This is a genomic window from Priestia sp. USM5, assembly GCF_058323215.1.
The window spans coordinates 2,086,590-2,103,232 of sequence record NZ_JBSGKN010000001.1; the positions used below are offsets into that span (position 1 = coordinate 2,086,590).

Sequence of the window (16,643 nt, forward strand, 5' to 3'; positions counted from 1 at the left end):
GCATGAAGGAAGTACCAAAAGAACCTAAGAAACTCAGAGAAGGCTATACGACGGGCGCTTGTGCAACGGCAGCTACGAGAGCAGCTCTGCTTACGCTAATTTCAGGAGAAGTGCAAGAGGAGTCAACGATTTACTTACCTGTTGGTCGCTTTGCTACGTTTCATCTTGAAGAATGCGAGTATCGCACAAGCAGCGCTGTAGCCAGCATCATTAAAGATGCTGGAGATGATCCCGATGCCACGCACGGAGCGCTGATTATTTCTGAAGTTTCGTGGTGTAATGGTGCAGACATTATCATTGATGGAGGAGTGGGAGTAGGGCGTGTGACAAAGCCCGGTCTCCCAGTTCCTGTCGGTGAAGCAGCCATTAACCCTGTGCCAAGAAAGATGCTGAAAGAAACGGCTGAACAGCTTCTAGCCCAATACAACATACAAAAAGGCGTTAAGATTGTCATCTCGGTTCCTGAAGGAGAAGAAATGGCGAAAAAGACATTAAATGCGCGTCTAGGTATTTTAGGAGGCATTTCGATACTGGGGACGCGGGGAATTGTTGTTCCGTTCTCAACAGCTGCTTATAAAGCAAGTATCGTGCAGGCCATTAGCGTTGCCAAAGCGAGTAATTGTGAGCACGTTGTCATTACGACAGGGGGACGAAGCGAAAAATATGGAATGAAACAGTTCCCAGAACTTCCGGAAGAAGCATTTATCGAAATGGGAGATTTTGTTGGATTTACGTTAAAACAATGTAAAAAGCAAGGAATGAAAAAAGTGTCGCTCGTAGGCATGATGGGAAAGTTTTCAAAAGTCGCGCAAGGCGTTATGATGGTTCATTCAAAAAGTGCACCTATTGATTTTAATTTTTTAGCAAAAGCAGCTTCTGAGTCAGGCGCTTCTGCTGAACTGGTAGAGGAAATAAAAGGCGCAAACACAGCTTCTCAAGTGGGAGATTTAATGACGCAAAGCGGTCATCATCAGTTTTTCGAAAAACTGTGCGAGTACTGCTGCTTATCAGCATTAAAGGAAGTAGGGGACGGAATCGATGTCGATACGTCTCTTTACACATTAAAAGGAGATTTTTTAGGACAGGCGGTGCAACATGGCAATTAAAATTATTGGAATTGGTGACGACGGGAAGTTAAGTCTACTTCCTATGTATGAACAGTGGGTGTATGAAAGTGATGTGCTAATTGGAGGAAAGCGTCACCTTGACTTTTTTCAAGATTTCGAAGGAGAAAAAGTAGCCATTGAAGGAGGTCTTTCTTCCCTTGTTGAACGTTTAAAAAACGAAGAAGGAAATGCGGTTGTGTTAGCCTCAGGCGATCCGTTATTTTACGGAATTGGAAGCTATCTTTCTGCGAAGCTAGACGTTGAAATATATCCTTATTTAAGTTCTATTCAGCTTGCATTCTCACGTCTAAAAGAGCGATGGCAAGACGCTTATTTTACAAGCGTGCACGGCAGAAGTATAAAAGGGCTGGCTCAGCGCATTGACGGTTATAAAAAAGTGGCGATTTTAACCGATGAGCAAAATTCTCCTAGTGCTCTGGCAAACTACTTGTTATCATTCGGCATGACAGAATACAAGATGTTTGTGGCAGAGAATCTAGGTGGAGAGGCGGAGCGCTGTCAGCTGCTTTCGCTGGAAGAGGCGGCGAATCAACTCTTTTCTCCGCTTAATGTCGTGATATTAAAACAGGTAGAAAAAAGTCCAGTCTGGCCTCTCGGAATAGAGGACGATGAATTTATTCAACGCAAGCCGGACAAGGGACTTATTACTAAAAAAGAAGTTCGTACACTTAGTATTAGTGCCCTGCAGCTAAAGAGAGACAGCGTCGTATGGGATATCGGAACATGTACAGGTTCAGTCGCGATTGAAGCAGCTAAAATTGCGCGTGAAGGACAAATTTTTGCTGTGGAAAAAAACGAAGCAGACTTGGAAAACTGCAGGGGAAATCTAGCGAAATTTCGAGTAGATGCCCATACTGTGCACGGAAAAGCACCGGAAGGGTTAGGTGAGTTTGCTGATCCTGATGCGGTGTTTATTGGAGGGACAGCAGGAGGCATGGAAACCATTTTAGACGTGTGCTGCAGCCGATTAAATTCAGGAGGGCGCATCGTATTAAATGCCGTAACGATTGAAAATTTGGCAGAAGCGATGAAAGCTTTTAAAGAGCGAGGATTTGAGACTGCTGTTACCCTTGCACAAGTTTCAAGAAGCAAGCCAATTTTACACTTAACACGATTTGACGCTTTAAACCCCATTTATATTATTACAGCTAAAAGAGGAGAATGAACATGATTGGAACATTGTACGGACTTGGAGTTGGACCAGGAGATCCAGAATTAATTACAGTAAAAGCATTTCGTAAATTAAAAGAATCACCCGTTATTGCGTACCCAAAAAAGCAAAAAGGAAGCAAAAGCTACGCCCAAAAAATTATTGATGTCTATTTCAGTGCAAATGAAAAAGACATGCTAGGCCTTGTGTTTCCAATGACAAAAGATCCTGCTATTTTAGAGAAAAAATGGACCGAAACAGTGGAACGAGTATGGGAAAAGCTCCAGGAGGGAAAAGATGTAGCATTTGTGACAGAGGGAGATCCTATGCTTTATAGCACGTTTATTCACATGATGCGCCTGATGCAAGAACGTCACCCTCAAGCTCCTATTCAAGTAATTCCTGGTATTTCATCTATTAACGGCGCTGCGTCTCGCTTAGGCATTCCATTAGCAGACGGTGATGAACATGTGGCCATTGTTCCTGCTCGTGAAGATTATGAAACAATGAAAAAAGTATTGGTGGAAAACGACTGCGTTATTTTTATTAAAGTGGCTAAAGTCATCGATTTTATGGTCGGTCTTTTAAAAGAGCTTGATCTGCTTGAAAAAGCATCGGTGGTAACAAAAGTAACGTCAGATGAAGAAATTATTTGGAAAGCTTCAGAACTAGAAGGAGCCGATTTACAATACTTAACGCTAATGGTGGTGCGAAAATGAAGTTATACATAATCGGAGCTGGACCCGGAGATCCAGATTTAATTACCGTAAAAGGCTTAAAATTACTTCAGCAGGCAGATGTTGTTTTATACGCTGACTCACTAGTAAGTGAAGAGCTAGTTGCTAAGTCCAAACCAGGAGCTGAAGTGTTAAAAACAGCTGGTATGCATTTAGAAGAAATGGTCAGTACGATGCTTGATCGCATGCGTGAAGGAAAAATGGTTGTAAGAGTTCATACCGGAGATCCGGCTATGTACGGAGCCATTATGGAACAAATGGTACTTTTAAAAAGAGAAGGCGTTGATATTGAAATTGTTCCGGGAGTCAGCTCCGTATTTGCTGCAGCAGCAGCGGCTGAAGCAGAATTAACCATTCCAGATTTGACTCAAACGGTTATTTTAACTCGTGCTGAAGGAAGAACGCCTGTACCTGAGTTTGAAAAATTAACTGATTTAGCAAAACATAAATGTACCATTGCTTTATTTTTAAGTGCGACGCTCACAAAAAAAGTAATGAAAGAATTTATAAGCGCCGGTTGGAGTGAGGACACGCCGGTTGTAGTAGTCTATAAAGCAACGTGGCCAGATGAAAAAATTGTTCGCACGACGGTAAAAGACCTGGATGATGCTATGCGAACAAACGGCATTCGTAAGCAGGCGATGATTTTGGCAGGTTGGGCCCTTGACCCCCACATTCATGACAAAGATTATCGATCAAAACTTTATGATAAAACATTTACCCATGGCTTTCGAAGAGGAGTGAAGTCGGAATGATTCAACTCCAAGAAGGAAAAAAAGCTCTCATTACACAGCGCGGGGATTATGCTGTCGTGGCCATCACGAAGCATGGCGTAGAAATTGCAAGAAATCTAGGCCGCACTTTTCAGCAGTCCGATGTGTATTACATGAGCAAGTTTGAAAAAGGAGACGAAAGAGAACAGAACATTCAGCTGTTTTCAGGAAGCGTGCGGATGCTCTTGCCTTCTCTTTTTGAATCGTATAAAGGACTTATTATTATTATTTCACTGGGAGCAGTTGTACGTATGATTGCCCCTATTTTAAAAGATAAGAAAACGGATCCTGCGGTTGTTGTCATTGATGATAAAGGCGAAAATGTCATCAGCGTGCTTTCAGGTCATATCGGAGGAGCAAATGAGCTAACGCGTGAAGTTGCGGCAGCACTTGAAGCTCATCCTGTTATTACAACAGCATCCGATGTTCAGAAAACGATTCCCGTTGATTTATTTGGTAAGCGCTTTGGATGGGTGTGGGAATCAGCAGAAAAGCTAACCCCTGTCAGCGCTTCTGTAGTAAACGAAGAAGCAATAGCGGTGGTTCAAGAATCAGGTGAAAAGGGCTGGTGGCACTATGAGCACCCTGTTCCAGCTAACATTAAAACGTACTCATCGATTCAGACAGCTCTCGAAGCATCGCCACATGCAGCCTTGGTCGTAACGCATCGCAATTTAAAAAAAGAAGAAGAAGCGATCTTAGAAAACGGTGTTCTTTACCGTCCAAAAGTACTGGCGATTGGGATGGGGTGCAACAGAGGAACAAGCGCAGCGGAAATTGAAACCGTTATTGAAAAAACGCTTGCTGAACTTCAGTTTTCAATGAAAAGTGTAAAAGTATTATGTACAATAGAGTTAAAGAAAGATGAAGAAGGGCTGCTAGAAGTGGCGTCTAAGTACGGCTGGGAGTTTGTCTATTATTCGCCCCAAGAGCTAAACAGCATAAGTATCCAACAGCCTTCAGATACTGTCTTTAAATATACAGGTGCATATGGCGTTAGTGAACCTGCTGCTATGTTATACAGCGGTGCTGATACGCTTGAACTTGTGAAGAAAAAGTCAGGGAATGTCACCATTTCAGTGGCGCTTATTCCATATGACTAAAGGAGAGAACAAGATGTCAAACAGAAGACTCGTCATTGCCGGTACCGGAAGTGGCGTAGGGAAAACAACACTTACAATTGGGCTGATGGCGGCATTAAAACAAGCTGGTTATAGAGTTCAAGGGTTTAAATGCGGACCCGATTATATTGATCCAACGTATCATACGGCTGTTACAGAACGAGCGTCTCGTAATATAGACAGCTGGATGCTTGAACACGATATGGTTAGGGAAATTGTAGCTCGAGCTAGTGAAGACGCTGATATTTCCATCATGGAAGGAGTTATGGGATTTTTTGATGGGAAAAATCCGTTAACGAGCGAAGGGACAACAGCAGAAATCAGCTTAATCACCAATAGTCCTGTCCTTTTAGTTGTCAATTGTGCTAGTATGGCTAGAAGTGCAGCGGCAATTGTAAAAGGGTTTCAGCAATTTTTACCGGAAGCGAACATTGTCGGTGTAATTGCTAACCGAGTTGGAAGTGAAGGGCATTATAAACTTGTTAAGGCAGCGATTGAGCAGGAATGTCATATCCCTGTAGTAGGCTACTTGAAAAGAAACGATGATCTTACGATTCCTGAACGTCACCTCGGGCTGATCCCGTCGATTGAACGAGGAGAATTAACACCGTTTTTTGAACAGTTAGGGCAGCTTGTTCATGATACAATTGATATTGAAAAAGTATATGAACTGGCTTTAGCTCCTAAAATAGAAATTAATGATCCTATCTTTACAAAGCCGTCCGTACCTCAAGTGAAAATTGCTGTGGCAAGAGATGCCGCTTTTAACTTTTATTATGAAGAAAATTTCGAATTGTTAAAAGCTTACGGAGCAGAGCTTGTAGAATTTTCGCCTTTAAAAGGAGAGACGGTTCCGCAAGATGCTGATGGCCTTTACATAGGAGGCGGATTTCCAGAAGAATTTGCTGAAACGCTGGCTCAGCAAATTGACGTTAAAAATTCTGTTCGAGCAGCCATCGAAAAAGGGATTCCTACACTTGCTGAGTGCGGAGGCTTTATGTTTTTAACAGATGCTATTGTCACAACAGATGATACATGCCATGAAATGGTGGGGCTTATTCCCGGACAAGTAAGAATGCAGACAAAATTGGCTGCTTTAGGGTACCGAGAAGTGACGGGAAAGCCAGGGAATTTTTTATTTAAAGGCGATATACAAGCTAAAGGCCATGAATTTCATTATTCAACCTTTCATTCAGAGAAAGAGTTTTCGCCTGCCTATGATACAAAAGGGATGCGAGGAATGAAAGAAGAAGGCTATATGAACAATAATTTAATTGCCGGCTATACGCACTTTCATTTCGGCTCTTCTACGAAGATGGTAGAAAACTGGGTGGAACAGTGTAAAGCGGTAAAAAAAGAAAGAAGAGATGCCGTGTGACAGTTGGAAAAGTATATTTAGTAGGAGCCGGACCAGGAGATCCGAAGCTAATAACCGTATATGGAATGGAGTGTATTCAAGAGGCGGATGTCATTTTATATGATCGCTTAGCTAATGAACAGTTATTAAACTATGCTAAAAAAGACGCGGAGCTTATTTTTTGCGGGAAATTACCGGGCAAGCACGGAGTCATCCAAGATCGTATTCACGAACTGCTTGTTGAAAAAGCACTTCAAGGAAAAGTAGTGACGCGCTTAAAAGGAGGCGATCCTTTTGTGTTTGGCCGCGGAGCAGAGGAAGCTGAAGTACTTGCTACTCAAGGAATTCCTTACGAAGTCGTGCCTGGTATCACGTCAGGAATTGCAGCTCCAGCTTATGCAGGAATTCCTGTTACCCACAGAGATCATGCTACTTCTTTTGCGATTGTAACGGGGCATGGAAGAGAAGAAAAAGGAAAAGATTATTTAAACTGGTCAGCGCTTGCTCAAGGAATAGATACAATTGCGTTTTATATGGGCGTTGGAAATTTACCTCATATATGCAAGCAGTTGATGGACCATGGACGAGATAAACATACGCCAGTAGCGCTTGTTCAATGGGGAACGACGAAGTATCAGCGCACCGTAACGGGAACGCTTGCCACAATCGAAGAAATAGCAAAAAAAGCAGAAATTGCTCATCCTGCCATCGTGCTTGTAGGTGAAGTAGTGACAATTAGAGAAAAAATAAAATGGTTCGAAGAAAGAGCGGAAAATATTCTGCTTTAACGTTAAAAGGAGGAGACAATATGACGATTATTTCACAGCTAAAAGAACGAAGAGCGGTACGAGATCATGAACCGCGTGAAGTCGAACAAGAGAAAATCGAACAGCTGCTTGAAGCAGCGACGTGGGCTCCAAATGACAGAATGAGAGAGCCCTGGAGCTTTTATGTGATTCAAGGAGAAGCAAAAAAGAAGTATGAAGAACTGGCTGAAGCGTATCTAAAGGAGCGCTTTCCGACAAAGCCTCATTTAGTAGAAAGTTCGTTAAAAGCAGTGAAAAATACACCTGTACATATTGTTGTAACAGCTGATACAGTTGAAGGAGACGAAGAAGCCACGGAAGATAACAAATATGCGGTTTCGTGCGCGATTCATTCCATGTGGCTAGCAGCTAAAGAATTAGGGCTTGGATTCGTTTGGAGAACAAGAGGAGTTGGTCTTGTTCGAGACGAGCGACTGTATGAGTTTATCGGAAAGCCTGCAGGTAAAGTCGTGGTAGGAAACGTATTTTTAGGCTATCCAAATGAAGAGTCTCTTACAAAAATGAAAGAGCCTGCTAGAACATCGTTTACAGAAAAAACAACATGGCTGTAAACTGAAATTCGAAGAAAAAGAGGTTTTTAGATTGAAAGACAAACGGGGTCTTACGTTAATTTATACCGGAGACGGAAAAGGGAAAACAACCGCTGCTTTAGGTCTTGCGTTGCGCGCTACGGGACGCGGACAAAAAGTATTAATGATTCAATTTATTAAATCTCCTCAGCGTACATATGGCGAAAAGCTGATGTTTGACAGAATAGGAATTGAAATGATTCAAACAGGAGTCGGCTTTACGTGGACAAAAACACCGCCTGAACATCGTGAAGCTTTGCAAAAAGCCTGGGCGCTCACGAAGGACAAAGTCTTCTCGAACGAATATGATGTGGTTATTTTAGACGAGTTAAATAATGCACTGGCTATCGATAAATTTCCTATTGATGATGTGCTACCGCTACACGAAGTAATTGACCTTATTCAAAAGCGCCCTGAGCATATGCATTTGGTCATTACCGGACGTTCTGCCAAAAAAGAAGTGATGGAAGCAGCAGATCTTGTGACGGAAATGAAGCCTCATAAACATTATTACGATGAAGGAATTCCGGCTGTAAAAGGAATTGAATTTTAAAAAGCCCTCAGTGAAGAGGGCTTTTTTTATGGAGCAGGGGCATCTACTTTTTCAGCTTGCCAGTAAAATTGGCTAATGACATCAGACAGTGCTTTTGTTGTGTTGGTTAGTTCATCAAAGTTATTGTCAACTCCACCCACTTCGATTAAAATCGCATTTTTGGAAACATCTTGATTATATACACCGTTACCGCTGGATTTGTTTTTGCCAATAACTCCGCGGCTTAAGCCGGGATATTTCTTTTCAAGTCCTTCATGAAGCGCTTTTGCCATTTTTAAGTTTTGTTCAAAGTTTTGATTCGCTTTCCCTAAAACAAACACAACTTTTGCATACGATTTATTGTTAATCTTAATGGTTGTATTATCTTTTCGAAGCGAATCTCGGTGCAAATCGATAAAGTAAGTTAAATCTCTATTTTCAGTCATCGCCGTTTCAATGACTGTGCGAGACATGGCGTACGATTGATTGGTGTTCCAACCTTTTTCTTTTAATTTCTGTCCAATATTGGTTTGATCAACTTCTGCCCCAATTCCCTGAGCCTCTAAATCTTTTCCTAGCATATTTGCAACAATATTAATATTTGTTTTGCTATCCACTGCTTTATTAGCATCTGGATCACCTTCAAGTCCTAACAGAGGCAAGTAAGATTCCCAGCTGTGCGTATGATAAATATAAAATACCTTTTTCCCGCCAGTTGTATTATTATTTTGAGCGTTCGTACCATTGTTTTCTTTAGGCTGCTGAACTTTTGTAGTAGAATTTCTTTCTTTTAGCGTTTCATCTAGCGGCGGTGCAGATTCTCTAGGGAAGTTTGTGAAATTTGTGCCTTCACCGGCGATAATGATATTGGAGTCGTAAATACTGAATCCAGGAAGTTCGGAACCAAACAAGCTTCTCGCGTCTTCTGCTCGAATACTTGTTGATAACTCGAGCAGTGTAGAAGAAAGACCGGGAGGCGAGTAGTTTTTATCAAAAGCCGTTGAAAAATGATGGTTTTCTTGGCTCATTAAATAATAAAGACTTTCTGCTTTATGCTTTGATAACGTTTGATAGACAATAGAAGAATTGAACTGTTCTTTAAATGCTGAGTAACTTACTAGAACAATGATAGATGATGTCATTAAAACAACGGATAAAATAACAAGAACCATCTTATATGTTAACACTACAAAATTGGCGCGATTACTAGATTTCAATGGCGAAATCTCCTCTCTATGTCAGCGTCAGGCTAATAGGTATGAAGGACTTTGCTAATCTAGTAATAATTATATGAATGGAATTTTCTAATTATGATAAGCATTTAATAGAGAAAGTAGTCTTCAAAATCAAAAAAGAAGAATCACGTGAGATACAATCTCATATTCTCCGTGATTCTTCTTCAAATAGACCTCGGATGGCTTCTCCTTTTGGAGTGAGGCTGAATCCTTTTTTCTCTTTTTTAAGCAGCTGATAGTTTTGTAATTCTTGTAAATACGTAACAATGCGCTTGCGCTTTACGGAATTTAATAATCCAAATGCGGGTATTTTATCGAGCTCTTTTTGACGAATGCTGTTAGTAGAAACGCCTTCTAAAATTTGTACGTAACTCTGCTGAGTTTCCGTGTTTTTTAAGGTATCTATAAGCGTTAATAACTGTAACATTTGGTTTGAATCGAAAGTTATTTGACCGATTTTTAGCGGAGTCAAAAGCAGGTTCTGACGCTGCTTATGAAGTTCATTTTCTATCTTAGCGCTTATTTCTGTCAGCTTCGTTTCTATTTCGTTTGGACCCATATAACATATAAATTTGTTTGTTTCCTGCAGCAGGGTGACATCTGAAAAATCCCACTGTGAAAACCATTGTATGGAACCAATTTTGAGATTGGCATTCGGTGTTTTTACTTGTAATACGTTTTGAATGAAGGAAAGAAAAGGATCATTTTCCCGTAAAACTTGTTCTTCATTAAGTTGATAAGTGGTTAGGCTGCACAATTTGTCTTGGATTTCTTTGATGTGCACTTCATGATGCTTTAAAAGACTTTTCCACTTAAAAAAGACAAGCAGTTTTTGAATCACTTCTTCATTTTCATCTATAATCTCTTCGAACTGCCGCTGAGTTGTAGCTAATCGTTTGGCTGCTAGCACTACATTATACTCATCACCGAGTGAAATAGCATCATTTGTGACATCATATGTTACAGCGAGACCTCTGTTTTCTGAAGTTAAGCGAATGATCTCGTTTTCTCCGTGAACAGTTAATACCGTATCTTCCGTATCTGCAAATCCTCTCTCAAAGGCGGTGGAAGAAAGAGAGCGAAAAGGTCTCATAATGATTTCAATCCGATTGCGCCAAAAAGCAATTTGCTCAGGGTTTTTCATAATAAAAAGCAAAGGTGATTTTTTTGATTGTTCAATTGCTTCAATCACATCTGCATTTCGGTGATAAAGAGAAATGAGGGGATGTTTGAAAAAACACTTATTAATATGCTGAATCCATTCTTCTTTTGAAGAATCATGTATTCTAGCGCAAAACATGTAATCTTTCATAATGCTTCCGAGATAATTTTCCAACTCATTTTTAGTCAAAACCGTAAAATCTTGAGAATAAAACTCATCATGATGAATAGGAATGCCGCGATTCTTATTATATTCTTTCCATAGAAATGAAGTTGGTTTCCAAAAGTAAGGATAAACGTCTTCATTTTTATCAATTGCGACGGGAAAACCGCCCCTATGATTTCCATATAAGAATGTTTGAAAAAGGATGATATCTTCTTGAGGTAACTGATTCATTGCTCGCTCAAAGTAGTCGTCTAAACGTCCAAGCAACCCTTTAGTATGTTTACTTCCTACGGACCGAATCGATTTATTCTTACGTCCGAGCGGAAGGAATGTTAAGTGGTTGTAAGCTGTAAAATCAACTGGCAAATTCTCTGGTAAAGTCATTTATCTAACTCCTTTCATTTATTGAGTATTTTACCCATTAAAGAAAAGAAGAAAAAGTTTTAATGTGTCTTGAACGCAAGAATGATTTTTAAAAATTTTCTGTTAATTAACCTTTAGAAATAAAGAAAAGGGATTCAAAGTAATTTTGAATGGGTATAGTAATAAAAATTTTGACACATATTATCGAATATATATGAATGTTGTCAAAAAAACCAACAAAAGTGATGATTCATCCAAAGGAGGAAGCTTATGGAGAATAAAGGTCCGTTTAAAAAGACGATATCCCTATTAGATTTAACATTGATTGGATTAGGGGCTATTTTTGGTTCCGCTTGGCTGTTTGCCGTTAGTAATGTCGCTACGCAAGCAGGTCCTGCAGGAAGTTTTTCTTGGGTTATTGGTGGAGTTATTATTTTATTAATAGGCCTTGTATACGCTGAGCTAGGGGCTGCCTTGCCTCGTACAGGAGGAATTATTCGATATCCTGTTTATTCACACGGTCATCTTGTAGGCTATATGATTTCGTTTATTACGATCGTAGCTTACACTAGTTTAATCGCTATCGAAGTAACAGCAGTGAGACAGTATGTGGCTTACTGGTTTCCAGGTTTAACAAAATCCGGATCTGATTCACCAACGATATCTGGATGGATTCTACAATTTGTGTTGCTTTGCTTATTCTTTTTACTCAATTACTGGAGTGTAAAAGCATTTGCGAAATCGAATATTATCATTTCTATTTTCAAATATTTTGTACCGCTTACGGTAATTGTAACGCTGGCATTTTATTTTAAGTCAGGAAACTTTACGATGGGAGAGTTTGCTCCCGGGGGATTTGATGGTATCCAGGCCGCCATTGCTACAGGCGGGGTTATGTTTGCTTACTTAGGCCTTCATCCGATTGTATCGGTAGCTGGAGAGGTGAAAAATCCTCAGCGCAATATTCCAATTGCTCTTGTGATTTGTATCATTCTAGCAGCTCTCATTTATACTGCTCTACAAGTATTGTTTATCGGAGCTATTCCATCTGATATGATTAAAGGCGGTTGGTCCGGCATTCAAGATAAATTCTCACTGCCGTTTAAAGATATCGCTGTTGTTCTTGGCCTTGGCTGGCTAGCAACACTTGTTATTTTAGACGCTATTTTATCACCGGGTGGTAACGGTAATATTTTTATGAATACAACATCTAGACTTATCTATGCTTGGTCTCGTAACGGTACGTTATTTAAAACGTTTGCTCATGTGGATAAAAAAACAGGGATTCCACGATCATCTTTATGGCTTTCATTAGGACTTTCGATTTTTTGGACACTGCCATTTCCTTCGTGGAATGCACTCGTAAACGTATGCTCTGTTGCGCTTATTCTATCTTACGCGATTGCACCAATTTCATCAGCGGCCTTTATGGTGAACGCAAAAGATTTGGAAAAGCCTTTTAAATTAAGAGGAATGAGTATAATTGGTCCATTATCCTTTATTTTTGCTTCCTTTATTGTGTACTGGTCAGGATGGAAGACTATTTCGTGGCTGCTAACTTCTCAACTGGTCATGTTTGTTATATATTTGATTTTTGCTAAATATGTGCCTAAAAATGAAGTAAGTCTTCGTCAGCAGATTAAATCAACATGGTGGCTAGTTGCTTATTATATCATCATGCTCTTTATTTCTTATATCGGTTCGTTCGGCGGAGGGAAAGGTTTAATCGATACGCCTGTAGACTTAATTATCATAGCGGTCGTATCTCTTGGGATTTATTATTGGGCTAAATATACGGGCCTTCCAAAAGCGCTTATTGATTACGATCACCATCCTGAACAGGAAGAAAAAGCGCCTGTATAACCTGTAAAGCAGCGACATTCGCTGCTTTTTTCTATGTTATGCAAACATGAATTTCTAAAGTTTATCGTATAATTGAGTAGGAAAGAAGGAATTAGCACATTATTGTTTAATTAATGTAATGTAACCGTTTTAAATCCAACGCTTGGAGGAAGAGTATGATTGAAAAAATAATAAATTCACTTCGAAAGCGGCTGTGGGAAAACAATAATGTTATAGAAGTGTGTAAAAATGAAGGAGAAGTATACAGAACCACTTGTACTTTTTTTGATGGAGTAAGCAAGAACCAACTGCAAGTTTTTGAAGAAGAAATGCATGTATCACTTCCTGAAGACTACAAGCAGTTTTTGCAGCTAACAAATGGGTGTAATTTGTTCATTGATGCTGACAAAAAAATAACAGGGAATCTTTATAGCTTAGAAGACGTAAGAGAAACAGCTTATAAAAGTCAGAGTCTTTATATGACAATTGGGTCTGTCGGAGAAGAAGAGATTATCATTGACTCTAAAAAATCAGCGCATCCTGCATATATAATAGTAAAAAAGCGGAACGCATCGTTTCAAGATGCACATGTATTACATATGAATTTTCAGAAATGGCTGGATTGTTTTATAGTGAGTCAAGGGAATTGTTTTTGGCACTGGAATAGGCTTTGTAATAAAGCTCATTCAACGGATAAAAAGACAACGGCTCAATAATATTATCTTCTAATAAATAAACGAGCACACTAGTGTGCTCGTTTATTTATTAGAAGGAAGACGTTCCCAACCGTATGCTTCGTCTTCAACTTTAGTTTCTCCAAATTGACTTGTACGATTCAAGCTTTTTTTGCCGCCTAATTTTTTATAAAACTGAACGGCTTTCTTATTTTTCTTCATGGCCCAAATAATCATAGACGTATAGTGCTGATCAGTAAATTCTTTTACTGAATGAGAAAACAGAAGACGACCAACTCCTTGGTTTTGCACTTCCTTGCAAACGTATAGCGCGTATATTTCAGCAGCGGACAAATGAGGTTTACCCGCTGAAAAGCCGACAATCTCTTCTCGTTCATCGATAGCGAGCAAAATAAAATGAGAAGGCTCGGTAAGAAAAAGGGACCACTTTTCTGCACTTTGTTTATAAGACAAGTTGTTTAAATAAGCATCAGGTACTAACCCTTTGTATGTAATGCGCCAGCTGTCTACGTACAGACGGGCAACAGAAGGGATGTGAGAGGAAGTAGCTTTAATAATTTTCATTAAAAAGTCTCCTTTTTTAAAATATTAAGGCATATAATATACCTTTCAGCCTAAGAATATTATGAAAAATAGATCATAATTTTCCAGTAATTCATAAAATGGTAAAAAAGGTGGTGTTCATTCTCACTCTATCACGGTAAAGTGAGAATATACATTTGTTTTGTTGTTTTAATTTTTACTATATGTATAATGTCTAACGATCTATTTGTTATTCACCTTTACTAGTCTATCAAATAGTTTTGTTAAAGCCAAAGGGGCATAGGGTAAGTCATGTCAATTCAGCTGCGTTTTGTTTTAACGTATATCAGTATTGTGTTTGTTTTTATTATTTTGCTTTTTTTATCGGGCTTTCTTATTTTTTTCTCCATTACTGGAGACGCCGATTTTGTAAGAAAACTGTACAGCCACTCCTATGAGTATAAATTGTTAACGCCAGAAGAAGAAAATGCATTCTTAGATTTAAAGTTATTGAGTGAAAAAAAACCAGAACAGCTGCTGCGGCCGGAGACAGTTAAAAAATATGAATTTGAAAATATTGATATTGTGATTCAAAAAAACACAGAGGTTGTATATGCTTCAGAATCCATTAAAGGAGAAAACCTTCGTAAATACTTGCCAAAGCATCAAAAAAGTAAAGGAAATCATTCGTATCAGCAGGACATGCTGCGCATAGGCAAGCAGTATTTTACATATATCAACCTTGATTTTCCTTTCTCAAATCAAGAAAAAGGAAGCATTTACGTTTTGCGAAAAATCAGTCCTTATGTAGGCATTATTAATCGGATTTTCCCTTTTTTAATCTTTCTACTATTAATTTTAGTGATTGTGATTATTGGATTTTTAAACTATCTTGTTTCAAGAAGCATTATTAAACCCATTCGTGAATTAAAAGAAGCAGCCGAAAAAATAAAACAAGGTGATCTTCACTTTGAGATCTCTGCTAATTCAAAGGATGAAATAGGCGAATTAACGCAAGCTTTTGAAGAAATGAGGCAAAAACTAAAATCTTCTGTTGAACTGCAAATTCAATATGAAGATAATCGAAAGCAGCTGCTTTCAAGTATTTCACACGATTTACGAACTCCCATTACTTCCATTGTAGGATATGTAGAAGGAATTCAAGATGGCGTAGCTAATACGCCAGATAAGCTTTCTAAATATTTGTTAACGATTTCAACGAAAGCAAAAGACATGAATGCGTTAATCGATGAGCTGTTTTTATTTTCTAAATTGGATTTGCATGAAATTCCATTTGTGTTTAAAAAACTTAATATTTCTGCTTTTATGAAAAGCTATGTGCAAGAGCTTCAGTTTGAAATGAGCGAACATGATATTGATGTTTTATTTTCTAATGATTCTCTAACGACACTGTATGCAAAGGCAGATGCTGAGCAGCTGCGAAGAGTTTTAATAAATTTAACAACCAACAGCATTAAATTTATGGATAAAGAAAAAAGAAGAATCGATATCGTTCTTTCTGCTACCGAAAGTGAACTCATTATTGAAGTAAAAGACAACGGCTCTGGGATTTCACCGGAAGCATTAGCGCATATTTTTGACCGGTTTTATCGAGCAGAACAGTCCCGCAATAGCAATACTGGAGGAAGTGGACTTGGACTGGCCATCGCAAAACAAATTGTTGAACGCCACGGGGGAGACATCTGGGCACTAAGTAAGCTTGGCGAAGGAACAAGTATTTTCTTTTCTTTGCAAAAAATGAATGAAAATGGTGATACACATGAAGAAGATATTGTTAATTGAAGATGAAGTAAGTATTGCTGAATTGCAAAGAGATTATTTAGAAATTAACGATTTTGAAATAGACGTTCAATATAGCGGGGATAAGGGATTAGAAAAAGCGTTAAATGAACATTTTGATTTGATTATTTTGGATATTATGCTCCCTAAAGTGAGCGGATTTGAAGTGTGCAAGCAAATTCGAGCTGCAAAAGATATTCCAATCATTTTAGTTTCAGCTAAAAAAGAAGAAATTGATAAAATTAGAGGGCTCGGGCTAGGTGCAGATGACTATATTACCAAGCCATTCAGCCCTGGGGAGCTGGTCGCAAGAGTCAAAGCGCATTTAGCGAGATATGAAAGACTCTCTGATAAGCAGGAAAAGCGTATGATTCGCATTCATGGTTTAGCGATTGATACGCTCGCTAGAAGAGTATTTGTGAATGACAAAGAAGTGTTTTTTACAGCGAAGGAATTCGATTTGCTGAAGTTTATCGTTTCTCATCCAAATCAAGTATTAAGTAAAGAACATCTATTTGAAAAAATTTGGGGATTTGATTCTTCAGGAGACATTTCAACCGTAACAGTTCACATTCGAAAACTAAGAGAAAAGCTAGAAGAAAACCCAGCAGATCCTCAGTACCTAGAAACGGTTTGGGGAGCAGGGTACCGGTTTAATATTTAAAA

The 16,643-nt window shown here is 39.1% G+C and carries 16 protein-coding genes; 13 read left to right on the forward strand and 3 right to left on the reverse strand.

Annotation, left to right across the window (positions count from 1 at the left end):
- Positions 1-2: 2 nt before the first annotated feature.
- Genes ACWATA_RS11385 through cobO form a run of 9 tightly spaced genes read left to right on the forward strand, consistent with a single transcriptional unit; the run spans position 3 to position 8,214 of the window.
- Complete coding sequence (locus tag ACWATA_RS11385; protein WP_033579170.1) at positions 3-1,106, forward strand: cobalt-precorrin-5B (C(1))-methyltransferase; 1,104 nt, start codon at positions 3-5, stop codon at positions 1,104-1,106.
- A complete protein-coding gene (locus ACWATA_RS11390; RefSeq protein WP_033579169.1) occupies positions 1,096-2,292 on the forward strand; it encodes a bifunctional cobalt-precorrin-7 (C(5))-methyltransferase/cobalt-precorrin-6B (C(15))-methyltransferase in 1,197 nt (398 codons plus the stop codon). The genes ACWATA_RS11385 and ACWATA_RS11390 overlap by 11 nt, the downstream gene beginning before the upstream one ends.
- A gap of 2 nt (positions 2,293-2,294) precedes the next feature.
- Positions 2,295-2,996 carry a precorrin-2 C(20)-methyltransferase gene (gene cobI / locus ACWATA_RS11395; RefSeq protein WP_033579168.1) on the forward strand — a complete coding sequence of 234 codons (702 nt, stop codon included), beginning with the start codon at positions 2,295-2,297 and terminating at the stop codon, positions 2,994-2,996.
- Positions 2,993-3,769: a precorrin-4 C(11)-methyltransferase gene (gene cobM, locus ACWATA_RS11400; protein WP_033579167.1), complete on the forward strand. Its 777-nt coding sequence runs from the start codon at positions 2,993-2,995 to the stop codon at positions 3,767-3,769. The genes cobI and cobM overlap by 4 nt, the downstream gene beginning before the upstream one ends.
- Positions 3,766-4,890: a cobalt-precorrin 5A hydrolase gene (locus ACWATA_RS11405; RefSeq protein ID WP_325075371.1), complete on the forward strand. Its 1,125-nt coding sequence runs from the start codon at positions 3,766-3,768 to the stop codon at positions 4,888-4,890. Before cobM ends, ACWATA_RS11405 begins: the two co-directional genes overlap by 4 nt.
- Before the next feature lie 13 nt (positions 4,891-4,903).
- Positions 4,904-6,286 (forward strand): cobyrinic acid a,c-diamide synthase CobB, encoded by a 1,383-nt coding sequence (locus tag ACWATA_RS11410; RefSeq protein ID WP_034269187.1) that lies wholly within the window; start codon positions 4,904-4,906, stop codon positions 6,284-6,286.
- Positions 6,283-7,053 (forward strand): uroporphyrinogen-III C-methyltransferase, encoded by a 771-nt coding sequence (gene cobA, locus ACWATA_RS11415; RefSeq protein ID WP_013057306.1) that lies wholly within the window; start codon positions 6,283-6,285, stop codon positions 7,051-7,053. Before ACWATA_RS11410 ends, cobA begins: the two co-directional genes overlap by 4 nt.
- A 20-nt stretch (positions 7,054-7,073) precedes the next feature.
- On the forward strand, positions 7,074-7,643 hold the full coding sequence (locus ACWATA_RS11420; RefSeq protein WP_033579163.1) for a nitroreductase family protein: 570 nt from the start codon (positions 7,074-7,076) through the stop codon (positions 7,641-7,643).
- Positions 7,644-7,674: 31 nt separating this feature from the next.
- Entirely contained in the window at positions 7,675-8,214 is a 540-nt protein-coding gene (cobO, locus tag ACWATA_RS11425) for a cob(I)yrinic acid a,c-diamide adenosyltransferase (RefSeq protein ID WP_028408311.1), read from the forward strand.
- A gap of 26 nt (positions 8,215-8,240) precedes the next feature.
- Here cobO and spoIIP read toward each other — a convergent pair whose 3' ends face one another.
- Together spoIIP and ACWATA_RS11435 are read right to left on the reverse strand one after the other, a co-directional pair.
- Positions 8,241-9,410, reverse strand: a complete 1,170-nt coding sequence (spoIIP, locus tag ACWATA_RS11430) for a stage II sporulation protein P (RefSeq protein ID WP_034269194.1) — start codon at positions 9,408-9,410, stop codon at positions 8,241-8,243.
- Positions 9,411-9,570: 160 nt separating this feature from the next.
- A complete protein-coding gene (locus tag ACWATA_RS11435; RefSeq protein ID WP_154991257.1) occupies positions 9,571-11,139 on the reverse strand; it encodes an RQC-minor-2 family DNA-binding protein in 1,569 nt (522 codons plus the stop codon).
- Positions 11,140-11,388: 249 nt separating this feature from the next.
- Between ACWATA_RS11435 and ACWATA_RS11440 the strand changes: the two genes are divergently transcribed.
- Both ACWATA_RS11440 and ACWATA_RS11445 read left to right on the forward strand, forming a co-directional pair.
- Complete coding sequence (locus tag ACWATA_RS11440) at positions 11,389-12,981, forward strand: APC family permease (protein WP_013057301.1); 1,593 nt, start codon at positions 11,389-11,391, stop codon at positions 12,979-12,981.
- Between the two features lie 155 nt (positions 12,982-13,136).
- On the forward strand, positions 13,137-13,676 hold the full coding sequence (locus ACWATA_RS11445) for an SMI1/KNR4 family protein (RefSeq protein WP_033579160.1): 540 nt from the start codon (positions 13,137-13,139) through the stop codon (positions 13,674-13,676).
- A 42-nt stretch (positions 13,677-13,718) separates the two neighbouring features.
- Here the strand turns inward: ACWATA_RS11445 and ACWATA_RS11450 are convergent, their stop codons facing one another.
- Complete coding sequence (locus ACWATA_RS11450) at positions 13,719-14,219, reverse strand: GNAT family N-acetyltransferase (RefSeq protein ID WP_033579159.1); 501 nt, start codon at positions 14,217-14,219, stop codon at positions 13,719-13,721.
- Positions 14,220-14,489: 270 nt separating this feature from the next.
- On the opposite strand from ACWATA_RS11450, the gene ACWATA_RS11455 reads away from it, so the two are divergent.
- Complete coding sequence (locus ACWATA_RS11455) at positions 14,490-15,980, forward strand: ATP-binding protein (protein ID WP_165635248.1); 1,491 nt, start codon at positions 14,490-14,492, stop codon at positions 15,978-15,980.
- Positions 15,958-16,641 carry a response regulator transcription factor gene (locus tag ACWATA_RS11460; protein WP_033579157.1) on the forward strand — a complete coding sequence of 228 codons (684 nt, stop codon included), beginning with the start codon at positions 15,958-15,960 and terminating at the stop codon, positions 16,639-16,641. Before ACWATA_RS11455 ends, ACWATA_RS11460 begins: the two co-directional genes overlap by 23 nt.
- Positions 16,642-16,643 lie beyond the last annotated feature (2 nt).